Source organism: Undibacterium hunanense, from assembly GCF_014284335.1.
GTDB classification, from domain to species: Bacteria; Pseudomonadota; Gammaproteobacteria; order Burkholderiales; family Burkholderiaceae_D; genus Undibacterium; species Undibacterium hunanense.
This window is the reverse complement of sequence record NZ_JACOGF010000001.1, coordinates 277,479-293,394: the sequence shown is the minus strand read 5'-3', so window position 1 is coordinate 293,394 and position 15,916 is coordinate 277,479. Positions and strand designations below refer to the sequence as shown.

16 protein-coding genes are annotated in these 15,916 nt (G+C 49.8%); 7 read left to right on the top strand and 9 right to left on the bottom strand.

Annotated elements, in window-relative coordinates:
• Window positions 1–41: 41 nt before the first annotated feature.
• Window positions 42–1,181: an acyl-CoA dehydrogenase family protein gene (locus H8L32_RS01280; protein ID WP_186945345.1), complete on the bottom strand. Its 1,140-nt coding sequence runs from the start codon at window positions 1,179–1,181 to the stop codon at window positions 42–44.
• A gap of 10 nt (window positions 1,182–1,191) precedes the next feature.
• A complete protein-coding gene (locus H8L32_RS01275; RefSeq protein ID WP_186945344.1) occupies window positions 1,192–2,382 on the bottom strand; it encodes an acyl-CoA dehydrogenase family protein in 1,191 nt (396 codons plus the stop codon).
• 38 nt (window positions 2,383–2,420) lie between these two features.
• Here H8L32_RS01275 and H8L32_RS01270 point away from each other — a divergent pair, with 38 nt between their 5' ends.
• Window positions 2,421–2,615, top strand: coding sequence for a hypothetical protein (locus H8L32_RS01270; RefSeq protein WP_186945343.1), 195 nt, complete (start codon window positions 2,421–2,423; stop codon window positions 2,613–2,615).
• Between the two features lie 45 nt (window positions 2,616–2,660).
• On the opposite strand, the gene H8L32_RS01265 is transcribed toward H8L32_RS01270, so the two are convergent.
• From H8L32_RS01265 to H8L32_RS01250, 4 genes are all read right to left on the bottom strand, one after another.
• The gene (locus tag H8L32_RS01265; protein WP_186945342.1) at window positions 2,661–4,514 is read right to left on the bottom strand and encodes a DUF3857 domain-containing transglutaminase family protein; all 1,854 of its coding nucleotides are present in this window, start codon (window positions 4,512–4,514) and stop codon (window positions 2,661–2,663) included.
• A 135-nt stretch (window positions 4,515–4,649) separates the two neighbouring features.
• Window positions 4,650–5,174: a GNAT family N-acetyltransferase gene (locus H8L32_RS01260; protein ID WP_186945341.1), complete on the bottom strand. Its 525-nt coding sequence runs from the start codon at window positions 5,172–5,174 to the stop codon at window positions 4,650–4,652.
• 42 nt (window positions 5,175–5,216) lie between these two features.
• Window positions 5,217–6,443 (bottom strand): DUF2863 family protein, encoded by a 1,227-nt coding sequence (locus H8L32_RS01255; protein ID WP_186945340.1) that lies wholly within the window; start codon window positions 6,441–6,443, stop codon window positions 5,217–5,219.
• Between the two features lie 67 nt (window positions 6,444–6,510).
• A complete protein-coding gene (locus tag H8L32_RS01250; protein WP_186945339.1) occupies window positions 6,511–7,203 on the bottom strand; it encodes a glutathione binding-like protein in 693 nt (230 codons plus the stop codon).
• A gap of 221 nt (window positions 7,204–7,424) precedes the next feature.
• On the opposite strand from H8L32_RS01250, the gene H8L32_RS01245 reads away from it, so the two are divergent.
• The 4 genes from H8L32_RS01245 (at window position 7,425) to H8L32_RS01230 (ending at window position 10,991) form a co-directional block, all read left to right on the top strand.
• Window positions 7,425–8,282, top strand: coding sequence for a DMT family transporter (locus H8L32_RS01245; protein ID WP_186945338.1), 858 nt, complete (start codon window positions 7,425–7,427; stop codon window positions 8,280–8,282).
• 178 nt (window positions 8,283–8,460) lie between these two features.
• Window positions 8,461–8,841 (top strand): BlaI/MecI/CopY family transcriptional regulator, encoded by a 381-nt coding sequence (locus H8L32_RS01240; RefSeq protein WP_186945337.1) that lies wholly within the window; start codon window positions 8,461–8,463, stop codon window positions 8,839–8,841.
• Window positions 8,838–10,193: a M56 family metallopeptidase gene (locus tag H8L32_RS01235; RefSeq protein WP_186945336.1), complete on the top strand. Its 1,356-nt coding sequence runs from the start codon at window positions 8,838–8,840 to the stop codon at window positions 10,191–10,193. The genes H8L32_RS01240 and H8L32_RS01235 overlap by 4 nt, the downstream gene beginning before the upstream one ends.
• Window positions 10,194–10,268: 75 nt before the next feature.
• Window positions 10,269–10,991, top strand: coding sequence for an SIMPL domain-containing protein (locus H8L32_RS01230; protein WP_186945335.1), 723 nt, complete (start codon window positions 10,269–10,271; stop codon window positions 10,989–10,991).
• 74 nt (window positions 10,992–11,065) lie between these two features.
• Here the strand turns inward: H8L32_RS01230 and H8L32_RS01225 are convergent, their stop codons facing one another.
• Together H8L32_RS01225 and H8L32_RS01220 are read right to left on the bottom strand one after the other, a co-directional pair.
• Window positions 11,066–12,325 (bottom strand): acyl-CoA dehydrogenase family protein, encoded by a 1,260-nt coding sequence (locus tag H8L32_RS01225; RefSeq protein WP_186945334.1) that lies wholly within the window; start codon window positions 12,323–12,325, stop codon window positions 11,066–11,068.
• Between the two features lie 62 nt (window positions 12,326–12,387).
• Window positions 12,388–13,461 (bottom strand): phosphotransferase, encoded by a 1,074-nt coding sequence (locus H8L32_RS01220; protein WP_186945333.1) that lies wholly within the window; start codon window positions 13,459–13,461, stop codon window positions 12,388–12,390.
• A gap of 224 nt (window positions 13,462–13,685) precedes the next feature.
• Here H8L32_RS01220 and H8L32_RS01215 point away from each other — a divergent pair, with 224 nt between their 5' ends.
• Window positions 13,686–14,249 carry a hypothetical protein gene (locus tag H8L32_RS01215; protein ID WP_186945332.1) on the top strand — a complete coding sequence of 188 codons (564 nt, stop codon included), beginning with the start codon at window positions 13,686–13,688 and terminating at the stop codon, window positions 14,247–14,249.
• A gap of 198 nt (window positions 14,250–14,447) precedes the next feature.
• Window positions 14,448–14,951, top strand: a complete 504-nt coding sequence (locus H8L32_RS01210; RefSeq protein WP_186945331.1) for a hypothetical protein — start codon at window positions 14,448–14,450, stop codon at window positions 14,949–14,951.
• A gap of 70 nt (window positions 14,952–15,021) precedes the next feature.
• Here H8L32_RS01210 and serB read toward each other — a convergent pair whose 3' ends face one another.
• Entirely contained in the window at window positions 15,022–15,870 is an 849-nt protein-coding gene (serB, locus tag H8L32_RS01205; RefSeq protein ID WP_186945330.1) for a phosphoserine phosphatase SerB, read from the bottom strand.
• Window positions 15,871–15,916 lie beyond the last annotated feature (46 nt).

The window sequence follows — 15,916 nt, the reverse complement described above, 5'->3', positions numbered from 1 at the left end:
CAAAAAAAATCCCGAACACAGTCGGGATTTTTTGACAGCAATCAGGCTGCGTTTTTAAAGCCGGGTTGTGCCACGAATCTGGCCAGGTGATGATCTGTATCACCCAGTGACAATTCGATGGTGGTCAGGCGTTTGAACATGTGCGCAACCGGCAATTCATTGGTCACACCCATGCCGCCATGCAGTTGCACCGCTTGCTGGCCTATGTATTTGGCGGCCTGGCCTATCCTTGCCTTGGCGGCGGACACCGTGCGACGGCGTTCTTCCACATTGTCTGACGCGATTTTGACAGCTGCCAGCGTGGCCATGGAACGGGCCTGCTCCATTTCCATGAACATTTCTGCCATGCGATGTTGCAAGACCTGGAATTTGCCAATAGGCACACCAAACTGCTGGCGGGTTTTCAGATATTCCAGAGTTGCTGCTGTAATGGCTTCCATGATGCCTATGGATTCAGCGCACAGCAGGGTGACGCCATAGTCAGCCACGGCATCCAGCAGTTCCCACCCGGTATCGACAGCGCTCAATAAGGCATCCTGGCCGACTTGTACATTGTTCAAGGCGATATCGGCGGCACGGTAACCATCGATGGTGCGATAGTCACGGCGGCTGACGCCTGCTGCATTAGCATCAATGATAAACAGGCTGATGCCATTGGTATCACGTTGCGCACTGCTGCTGCGGGCCGACACGATCAGTTTGTCTGCCTGGGCACCGTGCAGCACTACGGTCTTGCTGCCGTTGAGCACGTAGCCATCGGCAGTTTTGACGGCGGTGGTGGCAATGTCAAACAGGTCATGGCGTGACTGTCTTTCGCTCAGGGCATTCGCCAGTTTGATTTCGCCAGTGGCGACCTGTTCCAGCACATCAGCATGTTTGCCGGATTTTTTCAAGAACTCTGCGCCCATGACAGTAGCAAAGTAGGGCTCGATAACGATACCGCGTCCCAGTTCCTGCATGATGACCAGCATGTCAATGGCTGAGCCATCAAAACCACCCTGTTCTTCTGGAACGGGCAGGGCCAGCGCACCGAGTTCTGCCAGATCAGCCCAGGCTTTGGCGGACACGCCTTCGGCAGATTCGATGACGTGCTTGCGCTGTTCAAAGCCATAATCTTTTTCTACCCAGCGACGTAAGGCATCAGCAAACTGTTTTTGTTCTTGCGTTAAGTTGAAATCCATTGTGCTCTCCTCACAGGCCCAGGATCATCTGGGTGATGATATTTTTTTGAATTTCGTTGGAACCGCCATAAATGGAAGTTTTGCGGAAATTGAAGTAATACGGTGCCAGTGGTGCTGCATCGTCGTCGCCTACTACGCTATGTTCGGTTTCGCCTTCGAGGAAAGCCGGGTCAAACGGCAGACCATAGGGGCCGACTGCTTCTACCATCAGTTCTGTCAGTCTTTGCTGGATTTCTGTTCCCTTGATCTTGAGCAGGGATGCTTCCGGGCCAGGGCGACCGCTGTCTTGCGAAATGACGCGCAAGACAGTAATTTCGAGTGCCATCAATTCCACTTCCAGGCTGGCGACCTTGTTGGCATACACGGCATCATTGATCAGCGGTTGGCCATTCTTTTGATGTTTGGCAGCAATACGCTTGAGGAATTGCAATTCGCGCTTGGCACGGCCAACGGCAGCAATGTTCGTACGTTCATGGCCCAGCAGGTATTTGGCATACGTCCAGCCCTTGTTTTCTTCACCTATCAGGTTTTGTACCGGGACTTTGACGTTGTCGAAAAAGACTTCATTCACTTCATGTTCTTCATCCAGCATGATGATGGGGCGCACGGTAATGCCCGGCGTTTTCATGTCGATGAGCAGAAAGGAAATGCCTTCCTGTTTGCGTACACCGGTGTCGGTGCGCACCAGGCAGAAAATCATGTCGGCATGCTGGGCCAGCGTGGTCCAGGTTTTTTGGCCATTGACGATGTAATGGTCACCATCGCGTTCAGCGCGGGTTTTCAGGGAAGCAAGGTCAGAGCCCGAACCAGGTTCTGAATACCCCTGGCACCACCAGTCTTCGCAACTGAGTATGCGTGGCAGGTAATAATCTTTTTGCGCCTGATTGCCAAACGCCATGATGACAGGTGCCACCATATTGACGCCAAATGGCAGGATGGCAGGTGTACCTGCACGGGCGCATTCTTCTTCAAAGATATGACGTTGGGTCGGTGTCCAGCCTGTGCCGCCGTATTCGGCAGGCCAGCCTGTGGCTACCCAGCCCTGTTTTGCCAGTATCTTGTGCCAGCGCACAAAGTCTTCTCTGGACAGGCGTTTGTGGTTCAATACTTTTTGCTGCAGGTCTTGCGGAAGATTGGCTTCCAGGTAGGCACGCACCTCATCCCGGAAGGCGAGGTCTTCTGCCGTATAGTTCAAATCCATGTTGTCTCCTGTTTTATGATGGCCGCAGCAAGCAATTAATGAAAAAAGCAAAAAATCAGAAAAAAGCACGACCGTTCAAAACTAATTGTACAACGGATTTTGAAAATGGTGATAGTCGTGTTTTGTCGATAATTGATGGGCTGATTTTTATACCCACCTCGTTGCATAAACAATATCAGGCCAAACCAGAGAATGCAAAAAAAAGCCAATGCTCAGAAGCATTGGCTTTTTGACCTGTTCAGGATTGATCCGGTTGGCTGGAAATGATCCAAAAAATTCTACTGCACCTGTACGATGAACTGGCTACGCAAGTCTTGCACCATTTTTTTGATGGTGGCCTGCATGGCCTGATGGTCCTTGGGTGTGCATACACGGCTGCCTTCCTTGCCGCTTTTATAGGTGCGTTTGATGATGACCTGCTTGTTATTGTGGGTGTATTTTGCCTGATACTCAAAAAAAGCAGTATGCACATCGACATCCTTGGGGATATACAGGATTTTTGCTTGTGCTGGAAATTGATACACGGCTTCTTCGACGATATTGTTTTCCGGGCAAACAAAATCCTGAGTGCGCTCCACTTCAGACGTTAAACCATAAATGCTATTGGCCATGCCTGCATACAGGCTACTGTTGGCGGCTATGCCGACTGTGCCTGGCAGGTAAGTCCAGTTATCGACTTTACCTTTGAGTTTGAATGCGTAGTTGTCTCCGGTTCCCTTTAGCTCTCCGAGTTCGACAGTTCCGCTGCCGGTCATGCCATAGCCTTTCAATATGTTTTCCACGGCAAGTTCCTGATCGTTGATGCGCCAGTTACTTTGCTCGTAACGCGTGGGTTCGGCCAACTGACCTGCATCCTCGCGTTTAAATTCAAACTGTGCCGCACCTTCGGTCGAGATATTGACTTTGTAATTGCTGCTGGTCTTGAAAAATTCTGTTGACGGTGTTTTGCCAATTTCACCTGTCCTGGTCAGGATGGTGGGTTTACCCCACACTGAAGCAGGCAAAAAGCCGTGATTGATGTTGGCGGCAGTTGAATCAAGATACAGGTTCAGGCTAGGGATATAGGTGATGGCATGATTGAGCTGACCCAGGCTGGCAATCGGCGACAGTTTAAAAGAGTCGCCAGAATTGATCAGCACTGGTGTGCTGTCTATGCCTGCAGCGGCCAGCATGGCTTCCATCAGGCTGGTGTGGTCCTTGCAGTCGCCATACAGGTTATCCAGAATTTCATCTGCGTTGTGCGGCACCAGCCCACCATTGCCTATGTACACGGCAACATAGCGAATATTCTTCCTTACCCAGTCGTAAATGGCATAAGCCTTATCGCGCGGATTGTTGAGGTCTTTTGTAATTTCAGCAGTCTTCGCCTTGATCTTGGCATTTGCGTTGGTCGTCTGGGCCGCTGTCTGGTAATAAGCCTTACCCAGACTTGCATAGTCCGTGAAGGTTGAAACCACCAGTTGCTTTCCAAAATCGGCATAACTGACTGAAGATGTTTCTATGCGTGGATTGTCTGAAGGCAGATAATCCCAGCGATATACCGTGCGGCCGTTTTGGGTGACAGGCGGCGTAGCGACAAAACCATCTGCCTGGCTAAGCAATGGCATGTCGGCAGGCATGTCGTAATTGATAGTCAGTTGTTTAACAGGCACATAACGACCAGGTGTGTAGTCGCTGAACTGCCCCGGGAACATCGCCGTTTTGCGTGTTTTGCTGTGTCTTGAATATATTTTATCGCCGACCGCTACTTCGGGATATATCGCTACCTTGACCTGCATGTCCTGAAACATGGGCGCACCGCTGTAAGCCGGCTCTTGCTGCAACTTGATCTGTTCTGGTTTGACGTAGACTTTTCGGCCGTCAGGTTTTTCTATATAGGCTTCCAGCAATTCCAGGGTTTCCAGGCTTTGATTGAAATGCCACTGGCGCTGTGATTCTGATGCCACTGCACGTTCTTCGTTGATTTGTATGAAGGATTCAACGGTTTCAGTATGGCTGCCATCCTTGTTGACGACAAATGATTGTATCTCTTTGAGGATGGTGACTGACTTGTCTGTGCCATTGTCTTTGGCGATGACGGCGGTAGCAGCAAAAGTGAAAATGCAGAAAACAGTGATCAGATATTTTTTCATGTATGCGTCAGTTTTTTCAGAGCGTATCTCTATTGATGAAATACGTTCCAGTATTGAGTTTCAGTATTGATTGTAGCCGTATTGTAGCTTGCCGCCCGTGATAGCCTTATAGCAATTTTATGACAAGTTTTTTGCTCATTTGTTCAATTGAAGCTGCATGGGCAAAAAGGCGATGCCGTGCGTTTCTACGACCTGACCTGTGGCCCGGAAGCCAAAACGTTCATAGACCGGGATGGCATTCAGAGAAGAATTAACGGTAAAGCCCGCCTTATGTCCTTGGGAAACAGCGTATTGACGGGCGCGTTGCCACAAGACTGTCGCCAGTCCTTGTCCCTGAAATGCAGGATATACAAACAGGTGAAACAAATGACTGAGGTCACGCATGGCGATGAAGCCGGCCAGCGTTTCGCCCTGCGTGGCAAGGATGAACTGGTAGCGGCTGTCTGCAAGATAGGACTGCTCGGCGGTAGCGGACACTGATTGATGAAATAAATCAGCACCGCTACCATCAGGATTGATGCTGAAGTCTTTGGCAAACTGCATGATCAGATCGCTGATGGCTTGTGCATCTGTGATTAAACCGGCCCGGAAATGTAAATCAGTGCTGATTCCATTGCCGGGCTGTTTGTTTTGAGATGTTGGCGTATCTTTGTCTGTCATGCTGCACCATCAATCTGCGCATCGCATCAGTGAAAATTCGCATCAGTGAAAATGCGTGGCACCCGGGGTCGGTGTGTCGTCCGGCATTTCTGTGTGGACCAGATCGCTTTCGCGATCGGCAAACAGGGGTGTGCCGCAGTCATCACAAAATTCCATCGCAAAGATTTCTTCCAACTGAATAATGTCGGTGACACCGCATTCTTGCAGTATGCCGGGTATTTCTCCAGCCAGTTGTTCATTTTCATCCAGATTGACGGCGATGATCTGGTCTTCGGCCTGATACAGGGGCCAGACCACACCGTAGACGACTTCCGGTGCATCGCGCAGGCAGAAGCTGACGCGATACTCATCGATCTGTCCGGGGTTTTCCTGCTCACCAAAAGAGGCAATGATGATGCTGAACTGATCTGCCTCTTTGCCCAGGGTTTGGGTCAGGTAGAACATGGCTGAACGTATGGTGGCGGGCCGTATCTTGATATCCGCCTCACGGCAGGCCGTGTAATAGGATTCCGGCAGCAAGACTTCAATGCCGCAACCAGGCAGCAGGCGCTTGAATGTGATTTCAGTCTCTTGTTGCCATTGCAGCAGGGCGTCACTCTTGGCCTGTACACAATCAAACGGCGCATCGATGGTTTGCCATTGGAACAGAGGCTTGCCAACAGGTACGGCCAGCACACCCAGCACATAGCGTATGTCTGCCAGAAAGGGGATGGTCTTTGCACGCTCTGCTTCTACCGGTGCTGTCGCCTGTTTGAGCATTGCCACACTCTGCCGTTCCAGCAGGGCAAAGGTTTCCACATGATTGCGCGGCAATTGATCAATCGAATATAAACTGGGCAGCAACCGCAACTGGGTATGCCCGGCCAGCAAGTGGGCAGACAATTGCGCACTGAGCAGGCTTAATGCCTCTGGCGGGATGCTGCCAGAAGCGATTTCAAAGCGCGTCCAGGCCAGCACTGGTGCGGCAATCAGCAGGCAGGTATAGGGTTGACCATCATGTTCGAAGGTGCCACAGGTGCTGGTGGATTCCAGCGTCTCGGTCAAGACTTCATAGCCATTCGGGTGTGACTGAAACAGATGTTCGGTAGCCGCATCCAGCATGTCCTGATGATGTTGCCTGAGATTTTTGGTCACCAGCGCATCCAGCCTGGCTTGCCAGTCCAGGTCTTCGACACGGCTGGCTGATTGCGCTACGGCCAGCGCAAGATTGACAACGCGTTGACTTTCAGCGGCCAGTTTGAAACGATTTCTTTTTATCGGACGACGCATACTGAAATAGAGTAGAGAGGAGTAAGCCCATTGTAACGGTAATTGACTACCCCTCAGGTGAATGAAGTTATTTCCTGGCGTATTGTGTTTTTCCGAACAGTACTTCTTTTGCCTTGTCGTTATCCAGCGGTTTGCGTAAATCGGCCAATACCTGAACGCCACGTTGTACGGCAGGGCGTTTGCTGATGGTATCGAACCAGCGTTTGGCATGTGGGAAATCTGCCCAGTCTATTCCCTGATTGGCGAAAGAGCGGGTCCAGGGAAAGGTAGCGATATCGGCAATCGTGTACTCGTCGCCAGCCAGGTAGGCAGTTTTTTCCAGCTGTTTATCAATCACACCATAAATGCGTCTGGTTTCATTGGTATAACGATTGACAGCGTATTCGATCTGCGTTGGCGCATAAATGCGGAAATGATGTGCCTGGCCCAGCATGGGGCCGACACTGCCCATCTGGAACATCAACCATTGCAGGGCTTCATATTTTTCCCTGTCAGTTTTACCCAGGAACTGGCCGGTTTTCCCTGCCAGATACAATAAAATCGCACCGGATTCAAACAGGGAAATCGGTTTGCCGTCAGGGCCATCAGCGTCAACGATGGCCGGGATTTTGTTATTGGGCGAAATCGCCAGGAAATCTGCCTTGAACTGGTCACCAGCGCCGATATCTACCGGGATAGCGCGGTAGGGCAAGCCGCATTCTTCCAGCATGATGTGTACTTTGTGTCCGTTGGGGGTCGGCCAGGAATAAACGTCTATCATTGCTTTCCTCTTTGCATGGTTGATGAAAACAGCATACATCCATTATGCATAGATTCCGGCATTTGTGCTTCAGTTGCTGGTAAATACTATTTTGTGCACTTTAGAACTGCACGCATCCTTGTTGCGGCTGCGTTCCAGCGATGGCGACAGAAATGTCCTGCCGCAGCCCTATGATGCTATTGTCTGATTTTGCCCCTTTTGATCAATAGCCGCAGCATCTTATGAAAAATAACGCGTTTTCTTCCTTCCTGGCTCTGCATGTAGCGGTTTTTCTTTTCGGTGCTGCGGGGGTATTGGGCAAGCTGCTGGCAACGGGCGCACTATTGCTGGTGTTTGGGCGCACCTTGTTTGCCGCGCTGAGTTTGTTGCCGGTACTAGCCTTGCAGGGGCAACTGAATTTTCGAGGCATTCCCAAGACAGTCATTCTTTGCGGGGTATTACTGGCTATTCACTGGCTGACGTTTTTTGCGTCCCTGAATTTTGCACCGGTTGCTTTTGGCCTCATGGGTTTTGCCAGTTTCCCTCTATTTGTCGCTTTGCTGGAACCCTGGTTTTTTAAAGAGACCAGGCGCGCATCAGACGCCTGGGCTGCGTTTTTGGTGGTGATCGGCATGGTGGTGATGGTCAGTGATGCATCCTGGAATGGTGGGGCTGTCATTGCACTGGCGCTGGGGGTTTTGTCCGGGCTTAGCTTTGCATTTCTGGCGCTGGCGAATCGCTGGCAGGGAGGGCATATACCGCCATTCAAACTGGCATTTTTACAAAATGGCGTGGCTGCCGTGGTGCTTTTGCCGTGGGTGCTGGGATCTGGTGCCATGTCTGGTGTTGCGCCGCAGACCTGGTGTGGCCTGGTGTTGCTGGGTGTGGTGTTTACCGCCTTGTCACATGGCCTGTTCATGTTCAGTCTGCGTCGTTTGTCTACCAGTTTTGCCAGTCTGATGACTTCGCTGGAACCTGTTTACGGCATGTTGCTGGCCTACTTTTTTCTGCATGAAATGCCAGGCATACGCGAATTGACCGGTGCCACCATTGTGCTTGCAGCGACTGCGTATGCCAGTTACCAGCATGGGCGGCATTAGACGTCGTTTTTTCTGTCGCTGTTTGCCCGTCATATTGTCAGTGCATATTATTTCCAGGTTTTATGGAGATATTTATTATCGGCTTTAGTGCTGTTGGAAAAAGTAGACAAAATGATCTAGACAAATTAATCTAGACCATATATTCTACATTCACATCAACACTAGCCATCAGCAAGCCATGACCAAAAATACCTCGCGCAAACCTACTGCCGCAGAACTCGACTTACTGCGCCTGATCTGGCAAACCGGACCGGCGACGGTCAAGGAAGTGCATCAGGCTGCCATCAAGGACAGGCCAGAACTCAGTTATGCAACGGTTTTGCGTCTGATGCAGGTTATGCATACCAAGGGCTTGCTTAGCAGGGATGAAGAGCAACGTTCACACATCTATGCGGCAGCACAAGCCCAGGATTCCTTGCAGACCAATCTGTTGAAGGATTTGATACACAAGGCATTCTCCGGTTCGGCAAAAGACCTGGTCATGGCCGCTCTGCGCGGGCATGTGAGTAAGGAGGAGCGGGCCGAGATACAGAAATTGTTGAATGAGGAAAAGAAATGAGCCAATTTCTTCCATCCCTTATCAACGCCCTGGGCTGGGCTTTGTTGCACTTTGTGTGGCAAGGCCTGTTGATTGCCTTGTTCCTGGCCTTGCTGCTGAAGTGCATCGGTCCTGCTCAGACAAGAGCGCGCTATATCGCAAGTTATATGGCATTGCTGACCTGCATGGTGCTTCCAGCCAGAGAGCTTTGCTTGCGCTTGGATATCAGTTATTCCAGCACAGAAGCAGGGGCAATGAGCGATTTACCGATTCGTCTTGGTTTGAATCAATCAAGTTGGATGAATGTGTCAGCCTGGCTGGAAATGCATCTGAGCGACATCGTAATGGTATGGCTGCTATGCGTTGCCTTGCTGGCCATGCGCATGGGTGTTGGTCTGCTATGGATAGGTACCTATGCAAGCCCCCGGCGCAGCAAGCCAGACCTGTGGTGGCAGGCGCGCATTGATCAACTGAGCCGACAATTTCAGATTCAGGGCAAGGTAGTGCTGCGTGTCGTGGATGATTTGAGCACACCTTTGGCCGTGGGTATTTTTCGCCCCATGATCTTGCTGCCGGGCGCTATGCTGACTGGCATGCCGGTCGATCTGCTGGAAATGCTGGTGGCACATGAAATGGCCCATATCAAGCGTCACGATTATTTATTGAACCTGGTCCAGGCCACGATAGAAATGCTGCTGTTTTATCACCCGGCAGTATGGTGGATATCCAGACAGATCCGTCATGACAGAGAAGAAATTGCGGATGATCTTGCCGCAAGAGTAACAGGCGAACCGCGGCGCCTTGCTCTTGCACTTTCTGAATTGGCCAACTTCCAATTCACAACCCCTCAACTAGCCCAGGCTGCACATGGAGGAAATCTTATGTCTCGTATCAAACGTCTTGTCAAACCTGAAGTAAGCACCGTCAACTGGAAGGCCGCGCTTGCCATTCTGGGAATTACCACCAGTTGCCTGGCAGTGTATGCTCAGGCAAATGTTCCGGTTGCAGCAGTTGCCCCGGTTGCAATAGTCACATCAGCCGAAATCAGCCAGCAAGCCATGGATGCAGCAAAATTGGCAAATGAAAGAGATGGGGACAAGAAACCTGTCATCAATTTCAAAGACTGCAAGCCAGAATATCCTAGGGCATCAATCCGTCGTGAAGAAACGGGAGTTGTCCAGACATCTGTACTGGTTGCTTCTGATGGACAGATATTAAAAGCCAAAGTGGATCGCTCAACAGGCTTCCCGGATTTGGACAATGCGGTCACTAGTGCTCTTGAAAACTGTGCCGTCAAGGCGATTCCAGGTCAGGTAAAAGGTGAAAATACCACGCTGTGGGTGAAAGTACAGTATGTCTGGAAATTGAAATAAGTATCAGGCTTTGCTGGTGGTGGTGAATCTGCCACCAGTTTTTAATTCAAGACTGCAAAAAAATAATCAATAAATATGAAGCTTCGTCATTTCAGATTTTTTCTTTTCGCATTGATTTCCATCGGTGCAAAAGCAGGCACATTGCCTGCCTATCCCTTTATCCATGTCAACGGCAGTGCTACGATCACTTTGCCAGCCGATGTTGCCGAGATGGATTTTGAACTGACTGCTTTCGAAGCTGGTGCAGACGAAACGCTGGCGCAGTTAAATACGCAATCCAATGAAGTGCTCGAATTTTTGTTGAGCCATCACATTACTGCAACTGATATTGAAGCGCATGACACCAGAAAACTGGTCAGCGCGAATGAAATGCAGGCAAATGAACCGCGCCTGCAACATCACCGCCTGATCAGGACATTTCATATCTATGTCAAAAATCTGGAGCAATGGAATGTAATGACGCAATACCTGTTGTCCAGGCCTTATCTGGGTAATTTTTCAGTGCGGTTCGGACGTACGGATTATGCGCAAATCGAGCGTCAACTGACAGCCAGCGCGGCAGAAAATGCGCGGGACAGGGCGAAGGAACTGGCGACGGGTTTTTCAGTCAAACTGGTGGGGCCAACTGCGATTTCGGAGCAGGCATTAAGCCGGATAGACAGTGAACTTGGACTGGATGGGGCCAGGCTGATAAAAGCCAACACCAGTGCTGGCGACAAACCCACCATGACTGATCTGTCTTTGCCCGGAGCATTGATGTACAAAAAATCCGTCAATGTGATTTTCCGTACCCGGTAATGTCAGGTTGGGGTAGTGTGCGCAATTCGTGAAACGATTGAATTGCGCACACGCTTCTAGCAAATTTTGATTGCTTAAGAGCGGGTAATCGGCAAGCCCAGATCTTCATCCAGACTGATATGCTTGGCCAGTTCCAGTTTGGCGATTGCATTTCTGTGTACTTCATCCGGGCCATCTGCAAGACGTAAAGTGCGGTTGCCGGCCCATTGCGCCGCCAGCGGGAAGTCGCCAGAAACACCGCCTGCACCATGGGCCTGTATGGCCCAGTCCAGTACTTGCTGGGTGACATTCGGTGCCAGTACCTTGATCATGGCGATTTCTGCCTGTGCATGTTTGTTGCCGACGGTATCCATCATGTACGCCGCTTTCAGGGTCAGCAGACGTGCCGTGTCGATTTGTATGCGTGATTCGGCAATGCGTTCACGCCAGATGCTTTGTTCCGAAATTTTCTTGCCAAAGGCAGTACGGCTGTTCAGGCGTTTGCACATCAATTCCAGCGCGCGTTCTGCCACGCCTATGGCGCGCATGCAGTGATGGATGCGGCCAGGGCCAAGACGACCCTGGGCAATTTCAAAACCTCGGCCTTCACCCAAAAGTATATTTGATGCCGGTACACGCACGTTTTCAAACAGGATTTCGCAATGGCCATGTGGTGCGTCATCATAACCAAAGACCGGAAGAGGGCGCACCACAGTGATACCCGGGGTTTTGGCATCCACCAGTATCATCGATTGTTGTGAGTGGCGGGCGGCATTGAAATCAGTTTTTCCCATCAGGATGTACACGGCACAACGCGGGTCACCTGCGCCAGATATCCACCATTTATGGCCATTGATGACATAGTCATCGCCGTCGCGGTCGATGCGGGTTTCGATGTTGGTCGCGTCCGATGAGGCAACGCCAGGCTCTGTCATCGCAAAGGCAGAGCGGATTTCACCACGCAAGAGTGGCTCCAGCCATTGTTTTTTATGTTCTTCGCTGCCATAGCGCTCTATGGTTTCCATATTGCCGGTATCGGGGGCGGAGCAGTTGAATACTTCCGGTGCCCAGCCCACACGGCCCATGATTTCGCAAAGTGGTGCGTAATCCAGATTCGACAAGCCTTCTGGCGCACGCACCGATTTTGGCAGGAACAAATTCCACAAACCTTGCGCACGGGCTTTCGGTTTTAAATCTTCAATGATCTGGGTGGCGATCCAGCGATTGCCTTTTTCAAGGCCATTGCGATCGATTTCTTCCTTGTAGGCTTTTTCATTCGGATAGATATGCTCATCCATGAAACGCAAAAGCCGGCCTTGCAAGTCTTTACAGCGATCTGAGTAGTCGAATTCCATGTTGTCTCCAATATTATGTTCGTTTTTGTTACTGTGGATCTGAAAGAATGTGCCGCCTGGATTTAAGCTTGCTTTTTGACGTAACTCCAGCCCAGTTCGGCCATAGGCCGTGCCGCTTCGCCAGATTTTTTCGCCTGCGCGCTGGATGCCGTACCATCAACATAACGCTTCATGATGCCCTGTAAAATACCGGCCATGCGGAACAGGTTGTAGGCCAGATAGAAATTGAAATCTTCCGGGCGTATGGTTTTGCCGGTACGCTCGCAATATTTGGCAATGTATTCCTGCTCGTTGGGGATGCCCAAGGTCTTGTGATCAAGTCCGGCAATGCCACGGAACTGACCGGGCGTTACATGCCAGCTCATGCAGTGATAAGAAAAATCAGCCAGCGGATGGCCGAGGGTTGACAGTTCCCAATCCAGTAAGGCCATGATACGTGGCTCAGTAGGATGGAACATCATATTGTCGAGGCGGTAATCACCATGCACGATGCTGGTGTCGTCACCAGGCGGGATATTATGCGGCAGCCATTCTATGAGCTTGTCCATGGCTTCGATTTTTTCAGTTTCGGAAGCACGATATTGTTTGGTCCAGCGGTCTATCTGACGGGCGAAATAATTGCCCGGCTTGCCATAGTCGGCCAAGCCTATGGCTGCATAGTCTATGGTATGCAATTGGGCAATGACGCGATTCATTTCATCATAGATATCTGTCCGCTGCGCAGGCGTCATGCCGGGCAGGGATTGATCCCACAGCACACGGCCATCGACAAATTCCATGATGTAAAACGCGCGACCGACGACATCCTCATCGGTGCACAGCGCATATTGCCGTGCAGCCGGAAAACCTGCCTTGTTCAAGGCATTCATGACCTTGAATTCACGTTCGATAGCATGGGCAGACGGCAGCAGCTTTGCTACCGGGCCAGGCTTGGCACGCATGACATAGCGCTGGTCGCCGGCACTGAGTTTGAAGGTAGGGTTGGATTGCCCTCCCTTGAATTGTTCAACCACCAGCTTGTCTGCCAGTGAAGCATCGAAACCCTCAACATGCTGACGCATATAGTCTGCCAATGCCTCCACATCAAATTTTTGACGCTCGGCCACCGGCATGGTGCCCATGAATTCTTCAAACATCGGTGTCTCCCAATTGTTTCAGTTTTTGTATGATATTACTCCTGGCACAGGTGGATGTGCTGGATGAGCTGAAACTATTCTAACTCAAATAATAGAACGTTCGTACTATTATTTGAGTCGTATTTGCCCATCCCATTGATACCGTTATATTATCTGGAGATGAATTTTACATAAGTGAAAACGAGTAATGGGAATACGTGTTCAATACCAGTTGGTAGGAGCCGATGGGTTTAGGGAATGCTTTCTCGCAGACATTAAGAAATTTTTCAGAAGAAATTTTTCCAATTATGGAAGAGTGGCCAGACGATTTCCCTAAAATGTTTAAAGAAAAAGTATTGGACATCGTCGAAAGAGGCGCCGCTGCGCTCATTACTTCGAATATCGAAGAAGCAGAGCTCATCGATGAGATTGTTTTCGAGTATTGGGACCTACTTCATAACGAGCAAAATGAATATATCAGCTCGCCTATAAAACATTACAATTATCCAGATGAGCTTTCAGAGGTGTTGCCTAATTGTTCTAATCCTGCATCTGATTACTATCAAATGCTTTTGTTTGAAGGGCGCACTGTAGCTGCATGCCCAGACTATTCTTTCAAGTCACCGGACGGAATATTTTGCTTGTCCTGGCTTTACCCTCACGAAATTATCGAGTTGAAAACCGAGCTTGATTCTTTTGAAGGAATCTTGAACGGCGATGAAGATGCTGTTATTGCAGTTAATTTACTAGTATGTGCTTTAACAGAAGCCGCGCAAAGTCGCTGCAGCCTTTTAGTCACAATAGGTTGATGGCAGTATTATTTGCATATGCATGTATCAAAGTAGTTTCAGTGCTTCAATTGCGACACTCAAAGACTCGCCCATAACGGTTTTTTGATAATACGCACTGTATAAAAAAGCGCGACTTTTTAGCGGCTTGTTGTTGTGCCTGCTTCAATATTGCAGACTTGTATTTCCTTTACAAATCTACCCTGCAAGGAAATGCACATGCTCAGAAATATCATCGTCGTTTTCACTATTTTTCTGATCACATCTATGCCAGCGAAGGCAGCCCCTGGTTATGTGATTATTGATGTCAGTAAACCCGATGTGACATCGTATACATCAATACCCAAGTCCCGGACTGACGCTGATCTTGATAAATTAAGGGGGCAAGTCAGTGCACAGGCTGGGGTCAGCATGGAAACATGGGAGGCCTTCAAAAACAATTTACATTTGCTCGTAGAAGCTAAAATAAAAAAGAATGAATATCCCGAACTGATCATAAAAGAAGGGCTGGCGGATTTTCTTGAAAAGTTTGAAGGTATTCCATTGGGCCTGACATGGAATGGCGGGATAGCTCTAACGTACAATGATTACATACATGCGAAAAGAACTTATCAGCAATACTTGGGAAAGCCGGATTCTGTCGCCAGAGTAAGCGAAAGAAACCGCGATCCCGTGCATCCTGCCAATCACTTGAAAGTGCTGGGATTAAATAAGAGCAAATAAGCAAAAATAGATCAGTGGCCTACGTCAGTTTGATACCTGGCAATGCAAGCCACAAAACAAACAACTTTGTTCAAAGCAAGTTCAATACCCCGTCCAGCCCGACAAAATTCAGGGCCACATCGGCCTGTGCACGCACCACAGGCTTGGCCCTGAAGGCGACTGACAAACCAGAAATTTTCATCATTTTCAAATCATTCGCACCGTCACCCATGACGATGGCTTGACTTGTGGTAATGCCTATGTCGGCACAGACTCGTTCCACGGTTCTCTGTTTTTCATCAGCATCGACGATAGTGCCTATGACTTTGCCAGTCAGTTTGCCGTCCTGGATTTCGAGTACATTGGAGTGGGTGTAGTCCAGATTCAGGCGTGATTTCATGCGGTCGGTGAAGAAAGTAAAGCCACCGGATACCAGTAAGGTCCTGAGGCCGGCTTGCTGTATGGTCTTCAGCATCTGGTCTGCGCCCAGTGACAATTGCAGGCGTTCGTCATACACGCGTTGCAAGGCGCCGGCATCGAGGCCTTTGAGCAGGGCGACGCGACGGGTCAGGCTTTCCTGAAATTCCAGTTCGCCACGCATGGCAGCTTCAGTGATTTCTGCCACCTGCGGTTTCAGACCCTGCATGTCGGCGATTTCATCGATGCATTCTATGGTGATCAGGGTTGAATCCATGTCCATCGCCACCAGCTTGAAATCGGCCAGGGCAAGTTGCCTGTCCAGAGCGGTGACATCTAATTGGGCTGCAAAGCAGCGTTCGCGTATTGCAGTCAGTGTCTGCTCATCGCATTCTGCATTATCCAGGCGCACTGCCTGATCATTCAGTTGTATCAGTTTTCCCTTGGTCTGGCTGGCGATGTCCTGAATGAGTGCGGTGTTATTGCTGAGTGTGCTGTTCAGGCCTTGTATGGTCAAATGCATAGTCGTCTCTTTTTATTCACTTATTTTATTCGCTGATTTTATTCAA

Bases quoted from the DNA above. Each gene is read 5' to 3' on its own strand.
- serB (WP_186945330.1), bottom strand. From the start codon at position 15,870: ATGCATTTGACCATACAAGGCCTGAACAGCACACTCAGCAATAACACC.
- H8L32_RS01240 (WP_186945337.1), top strand. From the start codon at position 8,461: ATGACCAAAAATACCTCGCGCAAACCTACTGCCGCAGAACTCGACTTA.
- H8L32_RS01220 (WP_186945333.1), bottom strand. From the start codon at position 13,461: ATGTTTGAAGAATTCATGGGCACCATGCCGGTGGCCGAGCGTCAAAAA.
- H8L32_RS01230 (WP_186945335.1), top strand. From the start codon at position 10,269: ATGAAGCTTCGTCATTTCAGATTTTTTCTTTTCGCATTGATTTCCATC.
- H8L32_RS01275 (WP_186945344.1), bottom strand. From the start codon at position 2,382: ATGGATTTGAACTATACGGCAGAAGACCTCGCCTTCCGGGATGAGGTG.
- H8L32_RS01245 (WP_186945338.1), top strand. From the start codon at position 7,425: ATGAAAAATAACGCGTTTTCTTCCTTCCTGGCTCTGCATGTAGCGGTT.
- H8L32_RS01225 (WP_186945334.1), bottom strand. From the start codon at position 12,325: ATGGAATTCGACTACTCAGATCGCTGTAAAGACTTGCAAGGCCGGCTT.
- H8L32_RS01265 (WP_186945342.1), bottom strand. From the start codon at position 4,514: ATGAAAAAATATCTGATCACTGTTTTCTGCATTTTCACTTTTGCTGCT.
- H8L32_RS01270 (WP_186945343.1), top strand. From the start codon at position 2,421: ATGAAAAAAGCAAAAAATCAGAAAAAAGCACGACCGTTCAAAACTAAT.
- H8L32_RS01235 (WP_186945336.1), top strand. From the start codon at position 8,838: ATGAGCCAATTTCTTCCATCCCTTATCAACGCCCTGGGCTGGGCTTTG.
- H8L32_RS01210 (WP_186945331.1), top strand. From the start codon at position 14,448: ATGCTCAGAAATATCATCGTCGTTTTCACTATTTTTCTGATCACATCT.
- H8L32_RS01250 (WP_186945339.1), bottom strand. From the start codon at position 7,203: ATGATAGACGTTTATTCCTGGCCGACCCCCAACGGACACAAAGTACAC.
- H8L32_RS01255 (WP_186945340.1), bottom strand. From the start codon at position 6,443: ATGCGTCGTCCGATAAAAAGAAATCGTTTCAAACTGGCCGCTGAAAGT.
- H8L32_RS01260 (WP_186945341.1), bottom strand. From the start codon at position 5,174: ATGACAGACAAAGATACGCCAACATCTCAAAACAAACAGCCCGGCAAT.
- H8L32_RS01215 (WP_186945332.1), top strand. From the start codon at position 13,686: ATGGGTTTAGGGAATGCTTTCTCGCAGACATTAAGAAATTTTTCAGAA.
- H8L32_RS01280 (WP_186945345.1), bottom strand. From the start codon at position 1,181: ATGGATTTCAACTTAACGCAAGAACAAAAACAGTTTGCTGATGCCTTA.